The following is a 19,879-nucleotide window of genomic DNA, read 5'->3' on the forward strand; positions in this document are numbered from 1 at the left end:
GGCGGTTGCCCAAGGTGGCGGTGACTTTGCCTTGAGTCAAGGAAAAACCTTGCACATCCGGGGCTTATGGCTTGCCATCGGAGAGTGTGCTAAAAAGCCCCGACGATCAGGTAGCAGCCCTTGGGTGGCAGCGCTGCAAGTGTCTGGGCGATGGACTACAACGAGTCACCGAGTCAATGGTAGGGCAGACTATGGAACAGCATTCCGATAGCTTGAAAGTCATGGTGATCGACGACTCGAAGACGATTCGTCGCACCGCCGAAACGCTGCTGAAGAAGGTGGGCTGCGATGTGATCACCGCGATCGATGGCTTCGATGCCCTGGCCAAGATCGCCGATTCGCATCCGAACATCATTTTCGTCGACATCATGATGCCGCGGCTGGATGGCTACCAAACCTGCGCCCTGATCAAGAATAATAGTGCGTTCAAATCCACGCCGGTGATCATGCTGTCCTCCAAGGATGGTCTGTTCGACAAGGCCAAGGGGCGTATCGTGGGTTCCGACCAGTATCTGACCAAGCCCTTCAGCAAGGAAGAACTGCTCGGTGCCATCAAGGCGCACGTTCCGGGTTTTGTGCCGGTGGAGCAAGCAACCACCTGATGTCCGGCCTAACCGGCTGCTGACGCGTGCCTTCAATTGGGGGATTCCATGGCTCGTATTCTGATTGTTGATGATTCGCCTACCGAGATGTACAAGCTCACCGCCATGCTCGAGAAACACGGGCATCAGGTGCTCAAGGCGGAAAACGGTGCCGACGGCGTCGCCCTGGCCCGCCAGGAAATGCCGGACGTCGTGCTGATGGATGTGGTGATGCCGGGGCTCAATGGCTTCCAGGCCACCCGCCAGCTGACCAAGGATCCGGAAACCGGTCACATTCCGGTGATCATCGTCACCACCAAGGATCAGGAAACCGATAAGGTCTGGGGCAAGCGTCAGGGCGCGCGCGACTACCTGACCAAGCCGGTTGATGAAGATACCCTGCTGAAGACCATCGCTGCGGTTCAGGCGGGCTGACAGCTCATCGCAAGGCGCCACGCAGAACATAGGCCAGCAGCGGCATGCCCGACGTCATGACTCCCTTCCAGCATCTGCTCGACATCGATCAGCTCTGTCGTCGCTATTCCGCGGGTCTGCCAGCCCAGCAGGAAGTGGCGCAGAGCTGGAGCGGCATCGGCTTTCGCATGGGTTCGCGGCTCTACGTCGCCCCCATGGGGGAAGTGACCGAGGTGCTGCACGAGCCACGCTATACCCAGTTGCCGGGCGTCAAGTCTTGGATCAGGGGGGTGGCCAACGTGCGTGGTCGTCTGCTGCCGATCATGGACCTGTGCGGTTTCCTCGGTGGCGAGCTGTCGCCGCTGCGCAAGCAGCGGCGGGTGCTGGTGGTGGAGCATGACAAGGTATTCGCCGGTCTGGTGGTGGACGAGGTGTTCGGCATGCAGCACTTCTCCGTCGACGCCTTCACCGAGCAGCTGCCGCCGCTCGAGGCGGCCATTCAGCCGCTGATCCATGGCGTGTTCCAGCGCGAGCGTCCCTGGCTGGTGTTCAGCCCGCACGCGTTGGCCAGGGAGTCGGCGTTTCTCGACGTTGCCGTATAGCTAGCAAGATCTGCCGGACGGACCGGTCTGCCGGTCCGTGCCGTTACTTGGAAACCGTTTAGTGTGGAAGGTCCAGGCGGGGGCCAGACGATGAAAAAACTCAACGCAGGCAATCTCTTCACGGGTATGCGCAGCAGTGTGATGATCGGCGGGCTGTTCGCCGTGCTGATCGTCTCGGTGGTGCTGCTGTTTGCCAACTTCGCATACCTCAACCAGCAGGCCGAATACGACAAGCAGTACATCGGTCACGCTGGCGAGCTGCGGCTGCTCTCGCAAGGTATTGCCAAGAACGCGGTCGAGGCCGCGGCGGGCAAGCCGGAGGCCTTCAGCCTGCTGAAAGGCGAGCGCGAAGACTTCGAACAGCGCTGGGCCTGGCTGAGCAACGGCAACCCGGAGACCGGCCTGCCGGCCAGTCCGGAGGCGGTATCCGACGACATGCAGGCGCTGGGCGGTGACTGGCAGCGTCTGCGCGACAGCGCCGACTCCATCCTCGCCAGCCAGCAGACCGTGCTGTCCCTGCACCAGGTGGCCGAGACCCTGGCGGAAACCATCCCCCAGTTGCAGGCCGAGTACGAAGAGGTGGTGGACATCCTCCTCGAGAACGGCGCCTCATCCGACCAGGTGGCCGTGGCCCAGCGCCAGACCCTGCTCGCCGAACGTATCCTCGCCGCCGTGAACAAGGTGCTCGCCGGTGCCGAGGACTCGGTGCAGGCCGCCGACAGTTTTGGTCGTGATGCCAGCCTGTTCGGTCGCGTACTGAAAGGCATGCACGAGGGCAACCCGGCGATGGGCATCACCAAGGTGACCGATGCCGAGGCGATCACCCGCCTGAACGAGATTTCCGAGCTGTTCGCCTTCGTATCCGGCTCGGTGGACGAGATCCTGGAAACCTCGCCGCAACTGTTCCAGGTGCGCGAATCGGCCAACAACATCTTCGTCGTGTCGCAGAAGGTGCTGGAAGACACCACCACGCTGGCCACCGACTTCGAGAACCTCGCCGACAGCCGTACCTTCAACTCCCTGGCCGGTTACGTGCTGGGCCTGGCGGCCCTGGCCTCGATCATGCTGATGGCGCTGATCCTGGTCCGCGACACCCGTTCCCGTCTCGCCGAGACCGCCGAGAAGAACGATCGCAACCAGACCGCGATTCTGCGTCTGCTCGACGAGATCGGCGACCTCGCCGACGGTGACCTGACCGTGCAGGCCACGGTGACCGAGGACTTCACCGGCGCCATCGCCGACTCCATCAACTACTCCATCGACCAGCTGCGCGACCTGGTAGAGACCATCAACCAGACCGCCGTGCAGGTGGCTGCCGCTGCCCAGGAAACCCAGGCCACCGCGATGCACCTGGCCGAGGCCTCCGAACACCAGGCCCAGGAAATCGCCGGCGCCTCCGCGGCGATCAACGAAATGGCGGTGTCGATCGACCAGGTATCGGCCAACGCCGCCGAATCCTCCGCGGTAGCGGAACGCTCGGTAGCCATCGCCAACAAGGGCAACGAGGTGGTGCAGAACACCATCGCCGGCATGGACAACATCCGCGAGCAGATCCAGGACACCTCCAAGCGAATCAAGCGCCTCGGCGAATCGTCCCAGGAGATCGGTGACATCGTTAGCCTGATTAACGACATTGCCGACCAGACCAACATCCTGGCGCTCAACGCGGCGATCCAGGCGTCCATGGCCGGCGACGCCGGCCGCGGCTTCGCGGTGGTTGCGGACGAAGTACAGCGCCTCGCAGAACGCTCCTCGGCAGCGACCAAGCAGATCGAGGCCCTGGTGAAGACCATTCAGACCGACACCAACGAGGCGGTCATCTCGATGGAACAGACCACCACCGAGGTGGTGCGCGGTGCCCGCCTGGCACAGGATGCCGGTGTGGCCCTGGAAGAGATCGAGAAGGTATCGCGCAGCCTCGCGGCGCTGATCCAGAACATTTCCAACGCCGCCCGCCAGCAGTCGTCCTCGGCGGGCCACATCTCCAACACCATGTACGTGATTCAGGAGATCACCACCCAGACCTCGTCGGGTACCACCGCTACCGCACGCAGCATCGGTAACCTGGCCAAGATGGCCAGTGACATGCGCAAGTCGGTATCCGGTTTCACCCTGCCGGAGCATCGGGAACAGGCCTGAACCCAGAGAGGGTGGCAGCCTGAGAGGGCCGCCGCCGGACGAGCATGAACGAGGGGCGCGGCATGCAGCCAGGCGCGGTCTGGGCCATGAAACCCCTGCCCGATATCACGGCAGCGGAGTTCCGGGCTTGGCAGGAATTGCTGGAAACGCGTAGCGGCATCGTGCTCAACGAGCAGCGCCGCGCGTTTCTGCAGACCATTCTGGCCATGCGTCTGCGCACGTTGGGCTTGAGCAGCTACGCCAGCTATTTCCAGCAGGTCACCGATGGGCCGCGCGGTGCGGTCGAGTGGTCGCACCTGATGGACCATCTGACCGTGCAGGAGACCCACTTCTTCCGGCATCCACCGTCGTTTCGTCTGCTCGGCGAATACCTGCGCGCACGCCAGGTCGCAGCCGATGGCGGGGCGGGCTGGCAGCTGTGGAGTGTGGGCTGTGCGTCCGGCGAGGAGGCGTATTCGATGGCCCTGGTGGCGGCGGAGGTACAGCGTGAGCTCGAGACCGACGGCTGTTTCGGCGTCACCGGCAGCGACCTCAGCCTCAACGCCCTGGCCCGTGCGCGCGAGGGCAACTACAGCCCTCGGCGGGTCGCCGAACTGGCTCCTGAGCTGCTCGAGCGCTACTTCCTCGCGCAGTCGGATGGCAGCTTCACGGTCTGCGACACCTTGCGTGAACGAACCTGTTTTGCCCGTTTGAATGTGCTCGATCTGGCGCGTGCGCCGCAGCGCGGCATGGACGTCATTTTCTGTCAGAACCTGCTGATCTATTTCCGGCGTTGGCGCCGGCGCGACATCCTGGCGCGCCTCGCCGAGCGTCTGGCGCCTGGCGGGCTGCTGGTGATCGGAGTCGGCGAAGTGGCCGACTGGCATCACCCGCTGCTGGAGTCGGTGGCCGATGAGCAGGTACTGGCCTTTACCCGAAAGGGGTAACCATGATCAATGTGTGGAGTCGCTATGGGTGATCGGCACGACTATGTCGCCCTGGAGTGGGTCAAAGGCGAAATCGCGGAAACCCTCAAACAGGCACGGCAGGCCCTGGAGGCCTACGTCGAGAGCCCGCAGGATCTGACACGCCTGCGTTTCTGCCTGAACCACGTCCATCAGGTGCAGGGTACCCTGCAGATGGTCGAGTTCTATGGTGCGGCCCTGCTCGCCGAGGAAATGGAGCGGTTGCTGCAGGCCCTGATCGACGGGCGGGGCAGTCGTGGCGACGCCCTGGAAGTGCTGATGCAGGCGATCCTGCAGCTGCCGGTCTATCTCGAGCGGATCCAGAGCGCACGCCGCGACCTGCCACTGGTGGTCCTGCCGCTGCTCAACGACCTGCGTACCGCGCGCGGCGAGGCGCTGCTCACGGAAACCAGCCTGTTCACCCCCGACCTGTCGGCACGCCAGGCGCCGCTGACCCAGTCGGCACTCGATCGTCTCGAGCGTGCCGGGCTGCCTGCCCTGCTGCGCAAGCTGCGGCAGATGCTGCAGATGGCCTTGCTCGGCTACATGCGCGACCAGGAGCCGCAGACCCAGTTGGGGCTGCTGGTCAAGGTCTTCGCCAAGCTGGAAAGCCTCAGCGCCTCCGCGCCCATCGGGCCGCTGTGGGCGGTCGCCGCCGGCGTGGTCGAAGGCCTGCTATCCGGCAGCATCGCCGGCAGCGGCAGCGTGCGTACCCTGCTCCGGGAGGTGGATCGTGAACTCAAGCGGCTGATCGACGACGGGGTCGTCGCGCTCAACCAGCCGGCGCCCGATCAGCTGCTCAAGCACCTGCTGTTCTACGTGGCCAAGAGCCCCAGCGAGGAAGGGCGCATTGGCGAGCTGAAGGCGCGCTACCAGCTGGCCGACGCCCTGCCCGACAGCCGGGTCGTGGACGAGGAGCGCGCGCGCATGGCCGGCCCCGACCGCGATGCGATGCGCTCGGTGGTCGGCGCCCTGTGCGAGGAGCTGGTGCGGGTCAAGGACAACCTCGATCTGTTCGTGCGTGGCGACCGCAGCCGCATCGACGCCCTGACCGTGCTGCAGGCGCCACTCAAGCAGATCGCCGACACCCTGGCAGTGCTCGGCTTCGGCCAGCAGCGCAAGGTGATCGCCGACCAGTTGGGGCTGATCGGCCGCCTGCTCGCGGGCCAGCAGCAGGCCAACGATGCGGTGCTTATGGATGTCGCCGGTGCCCTGCTGTTCGTCGAGGCCAGCCTGTCCGGCATGGTCGGTCCGGCCGAGGGCGAGCGGGCAGAGGAAAGCCTGCTGCCGACCACCGATGTGGGGCAGATCCACCAGATGGTGATCAAGGAGGCGCGCACCGGCCTGGAGCAGGCCAAGGACGCGATCATCGAGTTCATCGCCTCGCAGTGGAACCACGAGCATCTGGCCCGTGTGCCGGAGCTGCTTACCCAGGTCCGCGGCGGTCTCGGTATGATCCCGCTGCCGCGCGCCGCCGCGCTGCTGGATGCCTGCTGCCGCTACATCCGCGAGCAACTGCTGGTCCGCCAGGCCGTGCCGAGCTGGCAGAGCCTGGACACCCTGGCTGACGCCCTGACCAGCGTCGAGTACTACCTCGAGCGGATCGCCGAGGACCATGCCAGCCAGGGCGAGCTGATCCTCGACGTTGCCGAGGAGAGCCTGACCGCGCTGGGCTACGGCCTGCAGCCGACCCGTTCGATTCTCGACATGCCGTCTGCGGTGGGCGAGGCACCTGCCGTTTCCGTGCCGCCGCCCCTGGCGGTGAACGAGTGCCAGCTGCCGGTTCAGGCCGTCGCGGCCCCGCTGGATGCCCCGGTCGAAGCCGTTGCCGAGCCGTGCCCGCCCGCCGATACGCCGGCAGCGCTGGCCGAGGAGGCCAGCGCCCAGCCGGTCGTCGAGCCGGTCGTGGCCGAGTCTCCGCAGGCACTCTCGGCGGAGGAGCAGGAGCTCCCGGCTGCCGCGGTTGCCGCGCCGCTCGACGCTGCCGAGCCGTCGGTCGAACCGAGTCTGGCGGCCGTGATGGCAGCCCCGGTGCTGGCGATCAATCCGCCGGCCAAGGACGCCCCGCCGCAATTGCTGCCGCCGCCGGCCGACGAGGAGCCGGTGGACGATGACCTGCAGGAGGTCTTCATCGAGGAGGCCGGCGAGGTCCTCGACACCATCAACGAATACCTGCCGCAGTGGTCGGCCAATGTCGCCAACCGCGAGGCGCTGACCGAGGTGCGTCGCGCCTTCCATACCCTCAAGGGCAGCGGCCGCATGGTCCGCGCCCTGATCATCGGCGAGCTGGCCTGGTCGGTCGAGAACATGCTCAACCGGGTCATCGATCGCAGCATCGGGGCCGATGCAGCGCTGCTGCAGGTGATCGCCGACGTGGTGGCGAAGCTGCCGGAGCTGGTCGAGGAGTATGCCGCCAAGGCCCAGCGCCAGCGTGACGATGTCGATCGCCTGGCCGCGGCGGCCCACGCCCTGTCCCGTGGCGAGGCCTTGCCCGTCCCGCTGCCGGATGCTCCCTCCGCGCCGAGCACTGCGCCGCTCGCAGACATGCCCCAGGAAACCGCCGCGCCGCTCGCCGGCAACGAGACTGCCGAGCTGCTCGATCCGGTGCTGCTCGAGGTGTTCTCCACCGAGGCGGACGCCCATCTCGAGGCATTGTCGCGCTTCCTCGCCGCCTGCGACCGCGAGCTGCCGCAGCCGGTCACCGACGAGTTGCAGCGCTCGCTGCACACACTCAAGGGCAGTGCCTACATGGCCGGCATCCAGCCGATCGCCGAGGTGGCGGCGCCGCTGGAGAAACTGCTCAAGGAGTTCAAGACCAACCTGATTCCGGTCGGCCTGGCGATGGTCGAGCTGCTGCGTGACGCCGAACGCATGTTGCGCCAGGGGCTGCAGGGACTGGGCAAGACGCCGCTGACCAGCCTGCCCGGCAGCGTCGAACTGCTCGCCCGCGTGCAGCAGCTGCACCAGGAGCAGATGGAGGTGGCCGAGGCCGGCTGGCGCAGCCAGAGCGGGCGTGATCCGAAGCTGATCAGCCAGTTCCTCGCCGAAGGCATGGACATCCTGCTGGATGCCGACGAACTGCTCGGACGCTGGCGTCAGCACCCGGCCGAGCGCGTGGAGCTGGAAGCCCTGCAGGCCGAGCTGACCGAGCTGGGTGAGGGCGCGCGGCATGCCGAGCTGCCTCAGGTCGAGGTGCTCTGCAACGCCTTGCTGGCGATCTATACCGCCGTCGGCGAGTCGTGTCTGGCGGTCAACGAGCTGTTCTTCCACGAAGTCGAGGCTGCCCATGAAGCCCTGATCGGCATGCTCGATCAGGTCGCGGCGGCACTCGAAGTCAGCGCGCAGCCGGAGCGGGTGCAGGCGCTGGAGCGCCTGCTCGAGCAGGCCGCCGAGCTTGCCAGGGAACCCGCCGCGCCAGCCGTAGCCGATGAAGCGCCTGTCGCGCCGGCGGTAGCCGGCGACCTGTCGCTGGACTGGCCGTCTCTCGACGCCGCCGTGGCGTCGGTCCCCGAGATTGCGCCGCTGCCGGCGGAAGAGCCGCTGGAGTGCCAGGGTGTCGTCTCGGCTGAGGCCGCCGACGAGCAGGCCGAATTCGACCTGTCGGTGCAATGGCCGCAGCTGGACGGCGAGGCGTCGCTGCCCGCCAGCCAGACCGAAGACGCCGCGGCCGGCGACTTCGAGCTGCTGGCGGCCGCCGGGCTGCCGCTGGATGCGGCAGTGGACGATCCGTCCCGCGACAGTGTTGCCCCGCAGGCGGCTCCGGCCGAGACCGATGCGTCGCTCGAATGGCTGCTGAGCGAGACCCCGACAGACGCGTGCAGCGGCGAGAACCTGGTCGATCAGCCGCTGGCTGCCAGCGTTATCGAGCTCAGCGAAAGCGAGTCGGTCGAGCCGGCCGCATGGCTGGTCGAGCCGCCGGCGAGCGACGCCGAGGGCGATGCTTCGTTGGACTGGCTGCTGGAGGACTCGGCGTCTGCGCCCGAGGTGCTCGATGCCGACAGCGGATTCGCGCTGCTCGGCGAACCGGTTGCTGCGGAAGCGCCCGTGCCCCTCGCCGTGGAGCCGCTCGTGGCGGAGTCCGTGGTCGAGGAGGAACTCGATCCGGAAATGGTGGAAATCTTCCTCGAGGAGGCCGGCGACATCCTGGAATGCGCCGCGCTGGCCCTCGAGCACTGGCTGGCCGATCCGCATGATCGTGCCTCCCTGGCCGCGCTGCAGCGCGATCTGCATACCCTCAAGGGTGGTGCGCGGATGGCTGGTGTGCGGGCGATCGGCGACCTGGCCCACGAGCTGGAGTCGATCTACGAGGGGCTGACCGATGGCCGCTTCGCCATGGCCGCCGTCTTTGTCCAGCTGCTGCACCAGGGCCACGATCTGCTGGCCCGCCAGGTGGAGGAGCTGCAGCTCGGCCTGCCGCTGACCGCCGCAGGCGGGCTGCTCGCCCAGATGCGCGCCCTGCGCCACGGCGAGCAGCTGGAGTTGCCGGCCGCGGCGGGTGAGCCGCATCCTGAAGCCGAAGCCGAAGCCGAAGCCGAAGCCGAAGCCGAAGCCGAAGCCGAAGCCGAAGCCGAAGCCGAAGCCGAAGCCGAAGCCGAAGCCGAAGCCGAAGCCGAAGCCGAAGCCGAAGCCGAAGCCGAAGCCGAAGCCGAAGCCGAAGCCGAAGCCGAAGCCGAAGCCGAAGCCGAAGCCGAAGCCGAAGCCGAAGCCGAAGCCGAAGCCGAAGCCGAAGCCGAAGCCGAAGCCGAAGCCGAAGCCGAAGCCGAAGCCGAAGCCGAAGCCGAAGCCGAAGCCGAAGCCGAAGCCGAAGCCGAAGCCGAAGCCGAAGCCGAAGCCGAAGCCGAAGCCGAAGCCGAAGCCACGGCACCGCAGCCGCTCCAGGCACCGCTCGTCGCCGCGGCCCCGTTCATTCCTTCCGCCAGCGATGCCGAGCTGAGCGAGCGGGATCCGGAACTGGTGGAGATCTTCCTCGAGGAAGGTTTCGATATCCTCGAGTCGGCTGGCGAAGCGCTGGAGCGCTGGATCGCCGCCGGCGCCCGCGGCGACGGCCTGGATGGGCTGCAGCGCGACCTGCACACCCTCAAGGGCGGTGCGCGCATGGCCAGCGTCAGCGCAGTCGGCGATCTGGCCCACGAACTGGAATATCTGTACGAAGGTCTCGGCGAGGGCCGCTGGCAGTCCAGCCCGGTCCTGTGCAGCCTGCTGCACGACTGCCACGACCGCTTGAGCGTGATGCTCGAGGCCCTGCGCGATGGCGGTGCGATGCCTGACGCCGGCCCGCAGATCGCGGCAATCCGCGACTTCCGCCAGCAGGCGCAGCATGCCAGCGATGCCCTGCAGGCGAGCAGCCTCGGTCTGCCGCTGCATGCGCAGGCGGTGGCCGAGGAACGCGAGGCCCAGCCGATCGAGGTGCTCGACGACCCGGTGCCGGTCGTGGACGAGCCGCACGGCGCCACCCCGTCGGCCATCGAGCGACTGGCGGAGGCGGGCGACTATCACGCCCCCGAGCTGGCTGACGATGAGGTCCTGCCGCTGTTCCTCGAGGACGTCGGCGAACTGCTGGAGAGCCTGGAGGCCGCGCTGGCCGGCTGGGAGCACAGTGGCGTGGCGCCGCTGGACGAGCTGCTGCGCACCCTGCAGACCCTCAAGGGCGGGGCCCGCCTGGCTCGTCAACTGGCCCTGGGCGAACTGAGCGAAAGCCTCGAGCAGCGTCTGCTCGGCGCAAGCGGCGGTAGCACGGACCTGCACGGCGTGCTGGAGCAGTTCAAGGCGGGCTGCCAGCAGCTGCGCGACGGCGTCGAGCGACTGCGTCGCCAACTGCCCGACGCCCCCGTCGAGGCCGCGGTGGCGGAGACCGTGGAGCCGCGCTTCAAGCTTGCGCCCCTGGTGCAGCGCCTGACCCCGGCCAGGGGGCTGGCGCCGCGCAAGATCCTGCCGTTCGTCCAGCGCGCCCAGCAGGCGGCGGCCGAGGCGGAAGCCCGCCGCGCCCCGCAGGAACTGGTCAAGGTCCCGGCCGAACTGCTCGAGGCGCTGGTCAACCTGGCCGGCGAGACCTCGATCTTCCGCGGTCGCGTCGAGCAGCAGGTCAACGACACCGCCTTCACTCTCGGGGAAATGGAAGCGACCATCGAGCGGGTGCGCGACCAGCTGCGCCGTCTGGATACCGAGACCCAGGCGCAGATCCTGTCGCGCTACCAGGCCGAAGGCGAGCGTGCCGGCTACGAGGACTTCGACCCGCTGGAAATGGACCGCTACTCGCAGTTGCAGCAGCTGTCGCGCGCACTGTTCGAGTCGGCCTCCGACTTGCTCGACCTCAAGGAGACCCTGGCCGCGCGTAACCGCGACGCGGAAACCCTGCTGCTGCAGCAGGCGCGGGTCAACACCGAGCTGCAGGAAGGTCTGATGCGCACCCGCATGGTGCCGTTCGACCGCCTGGTGCCGCGTCTGCGCCGCATCGTGCGCCAGGTCGCCGGCGAGCTGGGCAAGCAGGTCGAGCTGGTGGTGCACAACGCCGAAGGCGAAATGGACCGCAGCGTGCTGGAAGGCATGGTGGCGCCGCTCGAGCACATGCTGCGCAACGCCGTCGACCACGGCATCGAATCGCTGGAGGCGCGCCGCGCCGCCGGCAAGCCCGATCAGGGCACGATTCGCCTGAACCTGAGCCGCGAGGGTGGCGACATCCTGCTGACCCTGGCCGACGATGGCGCGGGGGTGAACATCGCCGCAGTGCGCAAGAAGGCCATCGAGCGCGGCCTGATGGCTGCCGATGCCGAGCTGTCCGACTACGAGGTGCTGCAGTTCATCCTCGAGGCCGGCTTCTCCACCGCCGCCAAGGTCACCCAGATCTCCGGGCGTGGCGTGGGCATGGACGTGGTTGCCTCCGGGGTCAAGCAGCTGGGCGGTACGGTGGCCATCGATTCGGTCGCCGGCCAGGGCACCCGCTTCCTGGTGCGCCTGCCGTTCACCGTGTCGGTCAACCGGGCGCTGATGGTGCTCTCCGGCGAGGACCTGTACGCCATCCCGCTGAATACCGTCGAGGGTATCGTGCGCATCTCGCCGTTCGAGCTGGAGGCCTACTACCAGCCGGGCGCTCCGCGTCTCGAGTACGCCGGTCAGGTGTACCAGGTCAAGTATCTCGGCGAGCTGCTGGGCAATGGCCAGCAGCCCAAGCTCAGTGGCCAGAGTCTGCCGTTGCCGGTGGTGCTGGTACGCTCCGGCGAGCATGCCACTGCGGTACAGGTGGACAGTCTGGCCGGCTCGCGGGAAATCGTGGTGAAGAGCCTGGGCGCGCAGTTCTCCGGCGTGGCCGGCATCTCCGGTGCGACCATCCTCGGCGACGGCCGGGTGGTGGTGATTCTCGACCTGTTGGCGACCCTGCGCGCCCGTCACGCCCAGCAGTTGCCACGGCACGCGGTGGCGACGCGCAGCAGCGCCGAAGTGGCCGACAAGCAACGTCCGCCGCTGGTCATGGTGGTCGACGACTCGGTTACCGTGCGCAAGGTGACCACGCGTCTGCTGGAGCGCAACGGCATGGAGGTGGTGACCGCCAAGGACGGGGTCGACGCCATCGCCCAGCTCCAGGAGGTGCTCCCGGACGTCATGCTGCTCGACATCGAGATGCCGCGCATGGACGGCTTCGAGGTGGCCACCCTGGTGCGCCACGACGAACGCCTCAAGGACCTGCCGATCATCATGATCACCTCGCGTACCGGCGAGAAGCACCGCGAGCGGGCCCTCGGCATCGGCGTCAACCAGTACCTCGGCAAGCCCTATCAGGAAGCGGTGCTGCTCGAGCACATCCAGCAGCTGGTGAAGCGCAATGAGTGAACGCAGCAGCGGCCGCGTCGCGGTCATCGCCGATACCTCGCTGCAGCGCCATGTGCTGCAGCAGACCCTGCAGGCCAACGGCTATCAGGTCCTGCTCAACTGTGATCCGCAGCGCCTGGACGACGGCCAGCTGCAGGACTGCAATCCCGACCTGTGGCTGGTCGATCTGGCGCAGATGGAGGACGCGCCGCTGATCGACCTGCTCCTCGAGCGCGCCAGCGTGCCGGTGCTGTTCGGCGAGGGCCAGGCGCCGGAGCGCAGTTCCGAGAACTATCCGCGCTGGGAGCGGCGCCTGGTCGGCAAGCTCAAGCGCCTGGTCGGCGACCCGGCGCGGGCCGTCGGTCCGAGCCTCGAGGCCCTGCTCCAGCAGGGCCAGACGCCGGCGCACCTGCATCTGCCGGAAGCCCTGGCGGCCACCGGCAGCGCCGGTCAGCCGGCGCGCCAGGTGTGGCTGCTGGCGGCTTCGCTGGGGGGACCGCAGGCGGTCAAGGAATTCCTCGACGCCCTGCCGGCCGGCCTGCCGCTGGGCTTCGTCTACGCCCAGCACATCGATGCGTCGTTCGAGCAGCGCCTGCCACAGGCGGTCGGCCGGCACAGCCAGTGGCCGGTCAACCTGGCCCGCGATGGCGACTACGTGCGCTGTGGCGAAGTGGTGGTGGCGCCGATCAGCCAGGAACTGACCTTCGACGACGACGGTCGCATGCACGTCCTGCCGCGGCCCTGGCCGGAGCCCTACAGCCCGTCGATCGACCAGATGATGCTCAACCTGGCGCAGCACTTCCCGTCCGCCTGCGGCGTCATCGCCTTCAGCGGCATGGGCAGCGACGGCAGCGCCGCCGCCGCCTACGTGCGCCGTCAGGGCGGGCAGATCTGGACGCAGAAGGGCGACAGCTGTGCCTGCCCGAGCATGCCGGACAGCCTGCGCGACGGCGGCTACAGCAACCTCAGCGCGACGCCGCGCGAGCTGGCCGAGGCGCTGGTGACGCGCCTGGCCGAGCAGTACGACCAGTGAATTCCGGGAGTTCTCCAATGAGCCAAGCCCCTGTCGCCGGCAGCACGGCGAAAGCCATCAGCAGCCTGCTGCTGCCCCTGAGCGACCGCGCCCTGCTGCTGCCCAGCGTGGCTCTGGCCGAGCTGATCAACCTGTGTCCGGTCGAGCCGTGCCCGGGGGCGCCGGAGTGGTACCTGGGTGACATCGGCTGGCGCGAACTGCGTTTGCCGCTGCTGTCGTTCGAGACCCTGTCCAGCGGTGTGGTGGCGGCCGAGCCGGCCGCTGGCGCGCGTATCGCGGTGATCAACGCCATCGGCGGCCGTCCGCACCTGAGGTTCTTCGCTCTGCTGGTGCAGGGCATTCCGCGGCCGCACAAGCTCGATGCCAGCCTCGCTCCCGCCGGCGCGCCGCTGGCGGCGCTGGAGCTGGAGTCGGCGATCGTCGAGGGCATGGTGGTGCGCATTCCCGACCTGATCGCGGTGGAGCAGCGTCTGGCGGATATCGGCCGGATCTGATCCCTGCCGACCGGCCCGCCAGTGCGCGCCGGCGGCCGGTCAGGCGAGCGTTTCCTTCAGAAGTCGCCCCACAGCTGCTGCGCCACGCTGAGCGCCACCACCGGCGCGGTCTCGGTGCGCAGCACGCGCGGCCCGAGGCGCGCGGCCCGGTAGCCGGCGCGCTGCGCGGCCGCCACTTCATCGTCGGTCAGGCCGCCTTCGGGGCCGATCAGGAAGGCCAGCGAGGCCGGCCGGGCGTGGCTGGCCAGCGGCTCGGCCACCGGATGCAGCACCAGCTTCAGCTCGGCTGCGGTCTGGGCCAGCCACTCGGCGAGGGGCATCGGCGGGTGGATCACCGGCACCACCGAGCGGCCGCACTGCTCGCAGGCGCTGATGGCGATCTGCCGCCAGTGCGCCAGGCGCTTGTCGGCGCGTTCGTCCTTCAGGCGCACCTCGCAGCGTTCGCTGACGATCGGGGTGATCTCCGCCGCGCCCAGTTCGGTGGCCTTCTGGATCGCCCAGTCCATGCGCTCGCCGCGCGACAGGCCCTGGCCGAGGTGGAGGTGCAGCGGCGACTCGGCGAGGCCGGCGTGCTGCTCGCGCAGCTCGACCTGCACGCTCTTCTTGCCCACCTCGACCAGTTCACCGAGATATTCCTGACCGCTGCCATCGAATAGCTGCACGGCGTCGCCGGTGGCGAGGCGCAGCACGCGGCCGATGTAGTGGGCCTGGGCTTCCGGCAGTTGGTGGCGGCCAAGGGACAGGGGGGCGTCGATGAAGAAACGGGACAGGCGCATGGCAATCGGCGATCGGCTGGAAAAGTGCAGAGTGTACCGGCCGGCATCGCCGGCTGCAGCCGACGGGATGCAGCAGCGGCAGAACGGCGGCCGCCAGTCCGCCGCCGCCTGCTGCGCTTGCGTGGGGATCAGCCCGGATCGTGGAAGGTCGCCGGACCGCCGCTGGGCACGCTGACGCTGACCGCCGTGCGGGTGGCCAGGTCGATGCCCTCGCTGGCCACCTCGGCGAGGAAGTCGATCTGCTCGGGGGTGATCACGTAGGGCGGCAGGAAGTACACCACGCTGCCCAGCGGGCGCAGCAGCGCGCCGCGCGACAGGGCGTGCTGGTAGACGCGCAGGCCACGGCGCTCCTGCCAGGGATACGGCGTCTTGCTCGCCTTGTCGGCGACCATCTCGACGGCCAGGGCCATGCCGGTCTGGCGCACCTCGGCGACGTGCGGGTGGTCCTTGAGATGCTCGGTGGCGCGCGCCATGCGCGCGCTGAGCAGCTTGTTGCTCTCGATCACGTCGTCTTCGGCGAAGATGTCCAGGGTCGCCAGGGCAGCGGCGCAGGCCAGCGGATTGCCGGTGTAGGTGTGCGAATGCAGGAAGGCGCGCAGGGTGGCGTAGTCGGCGTAGAACGCCTGGTAGACGTCGTCGGTGGTCAGCACCGCGGCCATCGGCAGGTAGCCGCCGGTCAGCGCCTTGGACAGCACCAGGAAGTCCGGGGTGATGCCGGCCTGCTCGCAGGCGAACATCGTGCCGGTGCGGCCGAAACCGACGGCGATCTCGTCGTGGATCAGGTGCACCTGGTAGCGGTCGCAGGCCTCGCGCAGCAGCTGCAGATAGATCGGGTGATACATGCGCATGCCGCCGGCACCCTGGATCAGCGGCTCGACGATCACCGCGGCGATCTCGGCGTGATGCTCGGCGAGGGTCTGCTCCATGTGGGCGAACATGTTCCGCGAGTGCTCCTCCCAGCTCACGCCCTCGGGGCGCAGGTAGCAGTCGGGGCTAGGCACCTTGAAGGTGTCCAGCAGCAGCGGCTTGTAGGTGTCGGTGAACAGCGCCACGTCGCCCACCGACATGGCCGCCACCGTCTCGCCGTGGTAGCTGTTGGTCAGGGTGACGAAGCGCTGCTTGCCGTCGCGGCCGGCGTTGCGCCAGTAGTGGAAGCTCATCTTCAGCGCCACCTCGATGCCCGAGGAGCCGTTGTCGGCGTAGAACACCCGCTCGAGCCCGGGCGGGGTGAGCGCCACCAGGCGCTCGGACAGCTCGATGACCGGCTGGTGGCTGAAGCCGGCGAGCATCACGTGCTCCAGGCTGTCCAGCTGCGCGCGGATGCGCGCGTTGATGCGCGGATTGGCGTGGCCGAACACGTTGACCCACCAGGAGCTCACCGCGTCCAGGTAGCGCTTGCCGTCGAAGTCCTCCAGCCACACGCCGGAGCCGGACCGGATCGGGATCAGCGGCAGCTGCTCGTGGTCCTTCATCTGCGTGCAGGGGTGCCAGAGCACGGCCAGGTCGCGCTCCATCCACTGTTGATTGCGGCTCATCGGCGGCATTCCTCGATTGGGCGGGCGCACAGTGTAGCCCCGGCCGTGCGGCGAGTGACAATCGGGCCACATATCGATCATTTGAATTGTTTTGAACCAGAAATTCCGCTTTAAGCCGATGGGTTTGTTGGTAGTCTTGCCGCAGGTTTTAACGGGAATCCTTCTCATGCAATGGCGCAATTCCGCCCGCCGCTACGGGCTGGTCAGCATCCTCCTGCACTGGAGCGTCGCTCTCGCCGTGTTCGGCCTGTTCGGCCTCGGCCTGTGGATGGTCGGCCTCGACTACTACAGCAGCTGGTACCGCCGCGCGCCCGAACTGCACAAGGGCATCGGCATCCTGCTGTTCCTCGCCATGCTGCTGCGCCTGGGCTGGCGCCTGGCGAGCCCGCCGCCGGCCGCACCGGCCAGCCACGGCGCCACGACCCGCCGCGCTTCGGCGCTGGCGCACGGCCTGCTGTATCTGGGCCTGTTCGCCGTGATGCTGTCCGGCTACCTGATCTCCACCGCCGACGGCCGCGCCATCGAGGTATTCGGCTGGTTCGCCGTGCCGGCGACCCTCAGCGGCCTGCCCGGCCAGGAAGACCTCGCCGGCCTCGTGCACCGCTGGCTGGCCTGGGGCCTGCTCGGCCTGGCCGTGCTGCACGCCCTGGCCGCGCTCAAGCACCACTTCATCGATCGTGACGCCACCCTGGTCCGCATGTTCGGCCAGGCGCGCGACTGAGCTTTCCGCACACCTGCAACGGAGTTTCCCATGCTGAAGAAATCCCTGCTCGCCCTGAGCCTCGGCTCCCTGCTGTTCGGCGCCCAGGCCATGGCCGCCGACTACAAGATCGACAAGGAAGGCCAGCACGCCTTCGTCAACTTCAAGATCAGCCACCTCGGCTACAGCTGGCTGTACGGCACCTTCAAGGACTTCGACGGCAGCTTCAGCTTCGACGCCGCCAAGCCGGAGGAGAGCAAGGTCAAGGTCGAGCTGCAGACCGCCAGCGTCGACTCCAACCACGCCGAGCGCGACAAGCACCTGCGCAGCGCCGACTTCCTCAACGTCGCCAAGCACCCGACCGCCACCTTCGAGTCGACCGGCGTCAAGTCCACCGGCGACGGCAGTGCCGATATCACCGGCAACCTGACCCTCAACGGGGTGACCAAGCCGGTGGTGATCGCCGCCAGGTTCATCGGCGAAGGCCAGGACCCGTGGGGCGGCTACCGCGCCGGCTTCGAGGGCAGCACCAAGCTCAAGCTCAAGGACTTCGACATCCAGAAGGACCTCGGCCCGGCTTCCCAGGAAGTCGAGCTGATCATCTCCGTCGAGGGTGTGCGCCAGTAACGCTCCCGCCGTCCAGCGCGCCGCCTTCGGGCGGCGCGTTCGTTTCCGGGCCGTGATCCGCGCCTGCCGCCGGTGTGCGCAGCTCTGGACGCGCGCCCGTACCTTCTGCAGACTCCGCGCTTTTCCATCCCAGGGGTCCTGACCGTGAATGAGCGGCTGCTGCGCTATCGCTTCCGTCTGCTGCTGCTGGCCACCATCCTGCTGACCCTGGTGCTCGGCTGGCCGCAGCCGCCGGTCGTCCTCGAGTGGGGCAGCCTGCTGCTGCTGGTGCTGGCGGCGATCAACACCCTGCGCCACAAGCGCGCGTTCCAGCGCCTGGCGCTGCTGCTCGGCCTGTGCAACCTGACCCTGCTGGTGCTCGACCACCTGGACCACCTGCCGCGCGCGCTGAGCGACGGCCTCGGCCTGATCGCCTTCTACCTGCTGCTCGGCGCCGCGCTGTTCCAGCGCGTGACCCGCGAGCGGCCGGTGACCCGCGAGCTGCTGTACGGGCTGTGCGCCCTGTACCTGCTGATCGCCCTGGCCTTCGCCTGTGCCTTCCAGGTGGTCAACGGCCTGCAGCCCGGCGCCTTCGGCGGCCCCGCCGCCAGCCTCGGCCTGGATGGCTTCGTCTACTACAGCCTGGCCACGCTCACCACCGTCGGCTACGGCGACATCCACGCGCTGGCGCCGGTGGCGCGCCTGCTGGCCGCCGCCGAGGCGGTGGTCGGGGTGATGTTCATCGCCCTGGCGGTGGCGCGCAGCCTCGCGCTCATGCAGGACGAGGAGCTGTGAGGGTGTCGCCGCACACCTGATTGCGGCCCTGGTGCTTGGCCTGGTAGAGGGCGCGATCGGCACGGTCGATCAGGTTGGGGATGCTCTCGTCATCCTGCAGGGTGGCGACCCCGATGCTGACGGTGAGCTGCAGCGTCTCGTCATCGCTCAGCGGCAGCTGGCTGGCCGCCACCCGCCGGCGTACCAGCTCGGCCGCGGCCAGGGCGCCTTCGGTGCCGGTGTCCGGCAGCACCACGAGAAACTCCTCCCCACCGTAGCGGGCGGTCAGGTCGACCTGGCGCAGGCCGCTGACCAGGAGCCGCGCCAGCCCCTGCAGCACGTGGTCGCCGGCGTTGTGCCCCCAGTTGTCGTTGACCCGCTTGAAGTGATCGATGTCGATCAGCAGCAGCGACAGCGGCTGCAGGCTGCGCCTGTGGCGCGCCGCCTCGTGGTCCAGTTGCTCGAACAGGCGCCGGCGGTTGGCCAGGCCGGTCAGCGGGTCGGTGGTGGCCAGTTGCTCCAGCGCCAGGTTCTGCTCGGTCAGGCGGCCGAGCAGCCTGGCCAGCTCGGCCTGCATGGCGTCCAGTTCGTCGCCGCGGCCGTCGCCGCGCAGCAGCTGGGCATCGACCGTGCCGCTCAGCATGCTGTGGCGCAGGGTCTCGATGCGCTGCAGCAACTGGCGTTCGAGCAGTTTCGACTGGGCCAGCAGCAGGGTGCCGATGGTCAGGCCGGCGAGCAGGATCAGCAGGGTCTGCAGCCAGTGCTTGAGGGCGAACTCGTCGCGCTGGGCCTGCAGCAGCTGCTCGGTATCGTTGGCCAGTACGCTGGCGTAGCTGGTCAGCACCACTGACTGCTCGTCGAGCAGACGCGCCAGATCCCGCTCCATCCGGCGCAGGGCGACGGCGGAGTCGCCGCCGCCGTCGCGTGCCGTGGTTTCCTCGGCGATGCGCTGGCGGGTGACCGCGCTGGCGCGCTCGATGGTGGCACGCAGCTGCGCCATGGCCCGGCGCAGGCTGGCGATGTCGCGGGTCTCGCCGGTATGCGCGAGCAGCCGGGCAAGGTCCTCGTCGAGCAAGGACAGGCGGCTTTCCACCTGCATGAGCAGGGTATCCAGCTCGCCCTCGCCGAGCGCCAGCGGCAGGCGCGCGGCCTGGGCGCTGAGCGCGCGGGCGTCGGTGTTCAGCCGCTGGGCGGTCTGCCAGTGCGGCAGCAGGTGCTGCTGCAGGCGCAGGCTGCTGCGCTCCAGCCACATCTGGCTGACCAGCAGGCTGGCGATGGCCAGCAGCACCACGCCGAGCATCAGCCAGGAAAAACGGCGCAGACGGGCACGCACGCTGCCGCGAAGACGCGGGGCTGGCTCGGTCATGCGGGGATCTCCGACGCCCGGCGGCCGGCCAGGCGTAATTCAGGACGTTTATAGCGAAATGCTAGCATACGCACGGACACGGCCGCGCTGAGGCCGGGCAAGGAGAGGGCCA

Annotated in this window: 14 protein-coding genes; 11 read left to right on the forward strand and 3 right to left on the reverse strand. The window is 68.2% G+C overall.

Translation table 11 applies throughout. From position 1 onward, the window contains the following. Positions 1–191: 191 nt before the first annotated feature. From pilG to BLT78_RS19015, 8 genes are all read left to right on the forward strand, one after another. Positions 192–602 (forward strand): twitching motility response regulator PilG, encoded by a 411-nt coding sequence (pilG, locus tag BLT78_RS18980; RefSeq protein ID WP_090351407.1) that lies wholly within the window; start codon positions 192–194, stop codon positions 600–602. Positions 603–650: 48 nt separating this feature from the next. Further along, a complete protein-coding gene (gene pilH / locus BLT78_RS18985) occupies positions 651–1,016 on the forward strand; it encodes a twitching motility response regulator PilH (protein ID WP_090351409.1) in 366 nt (121 codons plus the stop codon). Between the two features lie 44 nt (positions 1,017–1,060). Beyond that, entirely contained in the window at positions 1,061–1,597 is a 537-nt protein-coding gene (locus tag BLT78_RS18990; RefSeq protein ID WP_090351411.1) for a chemotaxis protein CheW, read from the forward strand. 90 nt (positions 1,598–1,687) lie between these two features. After that, positions 1,688–3,736 (forward strand): methyl-accepting chemotaxis protein, encoded by a 2,049-nt coding sequence (locus tag BLT78_RS18995; RefSeq protein ID WP_090351413.1) that lies wholly within the window; start codon positions 1,688–1,690, stop codon positions 3,734–3,736. 62 nt (positions 3,737–3,798) lie between these two features. Beyond that, entirely contained in the window at positions 3,799–4,662 is an 864-nt protein-coding gene (locus BLT78_RS19000; RefSeq protein ID WP_090351414.1) for a CheR family methyltransferase, read from the forward strand. Positions 4,663–4,686: 24 nt separating this feature from the next. Next, positions 4,687–12,504: an Hpt domain-containing protein gene (locus BLT78_RS19005; protein WP_090351416.1), complete on the forward strand. Its 7,818-nt coding sequence runs from the start codon at positions 4,687–4,689 to the stop codon at positions 12,502–12,504. Continuing rightward, a complete protein-coding gene (locus tag BLT78_RS19010; RefSeq protein WP_090351418.1) occupies positions 12,497–13,516 on the forward strand; it encodes a chemotaxis protein CheB in 1,020 nt (339 codons plus the stop codon). The genes BLT78_RS19005 and BLT78_RS19010 overlap by 8 nt, the downstream gene beginning before the upstream one ends. Positions 13,517–13,533: 17 nt before the next feature. Beyond that, positions 13,534–14,010 carry a chemotaxis protein CheW gene (locus BLT78_RS19015; RefSeq protein ID WP_090351420.1) on the forward strand — a complete coding sequence of 159 codons (477 nt, stop codon included), beginning with the start codon at positions 13,534–13,536 and terminating at the stop codon, positions 14,008–14,010. A gap of 56 nt (positions 14,011–14,066) precedes the next feature. On the opposite strand, the gene BLT78_RS19020 is transcribed toward BLT78_RS19015, so the two are convergent. Then, on the reverse strand, positions 14,067–14,786 hold the full coding sequence (locus BLT78_RS19020; RefSeq protein ID WP_090351421.1) for a 16S rRNA (uracil(1498)-N(3))-methyltransferase: 720 nt from the start codon (positions 14,784–14,786) through the stop codon (positions 14,067–14,069). Positions 14,787–14,914: 128 nt separating this feature from the next. Continuing rightward, entirely contained in the window at positions 14,915–16,321 is a 1,407-nt protein-coding gene (locus BLT78_RS19025) for an adenosylmethionine--8-amino-7-oxononanoate transaminase (RefSeq protein WP_090351423.1), read from the reverse strand. A 166-nt stretch (positions 16,322–16,487) separates the two neighbouring features. On the opposite strand from BLT78_RS19025, the gene BLT78_RS19030 reads away from it, so the two are divergent. The 3 genes from BLT78_RS19030 to BLT78_RS21560 all read left to right on the forward strand — a co-directional run bounded on the left by BLT78_RS19030 (position 16,488) and on the right by BLT78_RS21560 (position 18,422). Next, entirely contained in the window at positions 16,488–17,042 is a 555-nt protein-coding gene (locus BLT78_RS19030; RefSeq protein ID WP_090351424.1) for a cytochrome b, read from the forward strand. Between the two features lie 30 nt (positions 17,043–17,072). Further along, positions 17,073–17,648 (forward strand): YceI family protein, encoded by a 576-nt coding sequence (locus tag BLT78_RS19035; RefSeq protein WP_090351426.1) that lies wholly within the window; start codon positions 17,073–17,075, stop codon positions 17,646–17,648. Positions 17,649–17,792: 144 nt separating this feature from the next. Beyond that, positions 17,793–18,422 carry a potassium channel family protein gene (locus BLT78_RS21560; protein ID WP_172830809.1) on the forward strand — a complete coding sequence of 210 codons (630 nt, stop codon included), beginning with the start codon at positions 17,793–17,795 and terminating at the stop codon, positions 18,420–18,422. Here BLT78_RS21560 and BLT78_RS19045 read toward each other — a convergent pair. Continuing rightward, entirely contained in the window at positions 18,400–19,767 is a 1,368-nt protein-coding gene (locus BLT78_RS19045; protein ID WP_090351427.1) for a GGDEF domain-containing protein, read from the reverse strand. The genes BLT78_RS21560 and BLT78_RS19045 overlap by 23 nt on opposite strands. Between the last annotated feature and the right edge of the window lie 112 nt (positions 19,768–19,879).

Origin of the sequence: Pseudomonas oryzae (assembly GCF_900104805.1) — a bacterium.
In the GTDB taxonomy this organism is placed as follows: Bacteria; Pseudomonadota; Gammaproteobacteria; order Pseudomonadales; family Pseudomonadaceae; genus Geopseudomonas; species Geopseudomonas oryzae.

Excerpts from the sequence above, each read along its gene's own strand:
- pilG (WP_090351407.1), top strand. The coding sequence starts at position 192 with ATGGAACAGCATTCCGATAGCTTGAAAGTCATGGTGATCGACGACTCG.
- pilH (WP_090351409.1), top strand. The coding sequence starts at position 651 with ATGGCTCGTATTCTGATTGTTGATGATTCGCCTACCGAGATGTACAAG.
- BLT78_RS18990 (WP_090351411.1), top strand. The coding sequence starts at position 1,061 with ATGCCCGACGTCATGACTCCCTTCCAGCATCTGCTCGACATCGATCAG.
- BLT78_RS18995 (WP_090351413.1), top strand. The coding sequence starts at position 1,688 with ATGAAAAAACTCAACGCAGGCAATCTCTTCACGGGTATGCGCAGCAGT.
- BLT78_RS19000 (WP_090351414.1), top strand. The coding sequence starts at position 3,799 with ATGCAGCCAGGCGCGGTCTGGGCCATGAAACCCCTGCCCGATATCACG.
- BLT78_RS19005 (WP_090351416.1), top strand. The coding sequence starts at position 4,687 with ATGGGTGATCGGCACGACTATGTCGCCCTGGAGTGGGTCAAAGGCGAA.
- BLT78_RS19010 (WP_090351418.1), top strand. The coding sequence starts at position 12,497 with ATGAGTGAACGCAGCAGCGGCCGCGTCGCGGTCATCGCCGATACCTCG.
- BLT78_RS19015 (WP_090351420.1), top strand. The coding sequence starts at position 13,534 with ATGAGCCAAGCCCCTGTCGCCGGCAGCACGGCGAAAGCCATCAGCAGC.
- BLT78_RS19020 (WP_090351421.1), bottom strand. The coding sequence starts at position 14,786 with ATGCGCCTGTCCCGTTTCTTCATCGACGCCCCCCTGTCCCTTGGCCGC.
- BLT78_RS19025 (WP_090351423.1), bottom strand. The coding sequence starts at position 16,321 with ATGAGCCGCAATCAACAGTGGATGGAGCGCGACCTGGCCGTGCTCTGG.
- BLT78_RS19030 (WP_090351424.1), top strand. The coding sequence starts at position 16,488 with ATGCAATGGCGCAATTCCGCCCGCCGCTACGGGCTGGTCAGCATCCTC.
- BLT78_RS19035 (WP_090351426.1), top strand. The coding sequence starts at position 17,073 with ATGCTGAAGAAATCCCTGCTCGCCCTGAGCCTCGGCTCCCTGCTGTTC.
- BLT78_RS19045 (WP_090351427.1), bottom strand. The coding sequence starts at position 19,767 with ATGACCGAGCCAGCCCCGCGTCTTCGCGGCAGCGTGCGTGCCCGTCTG.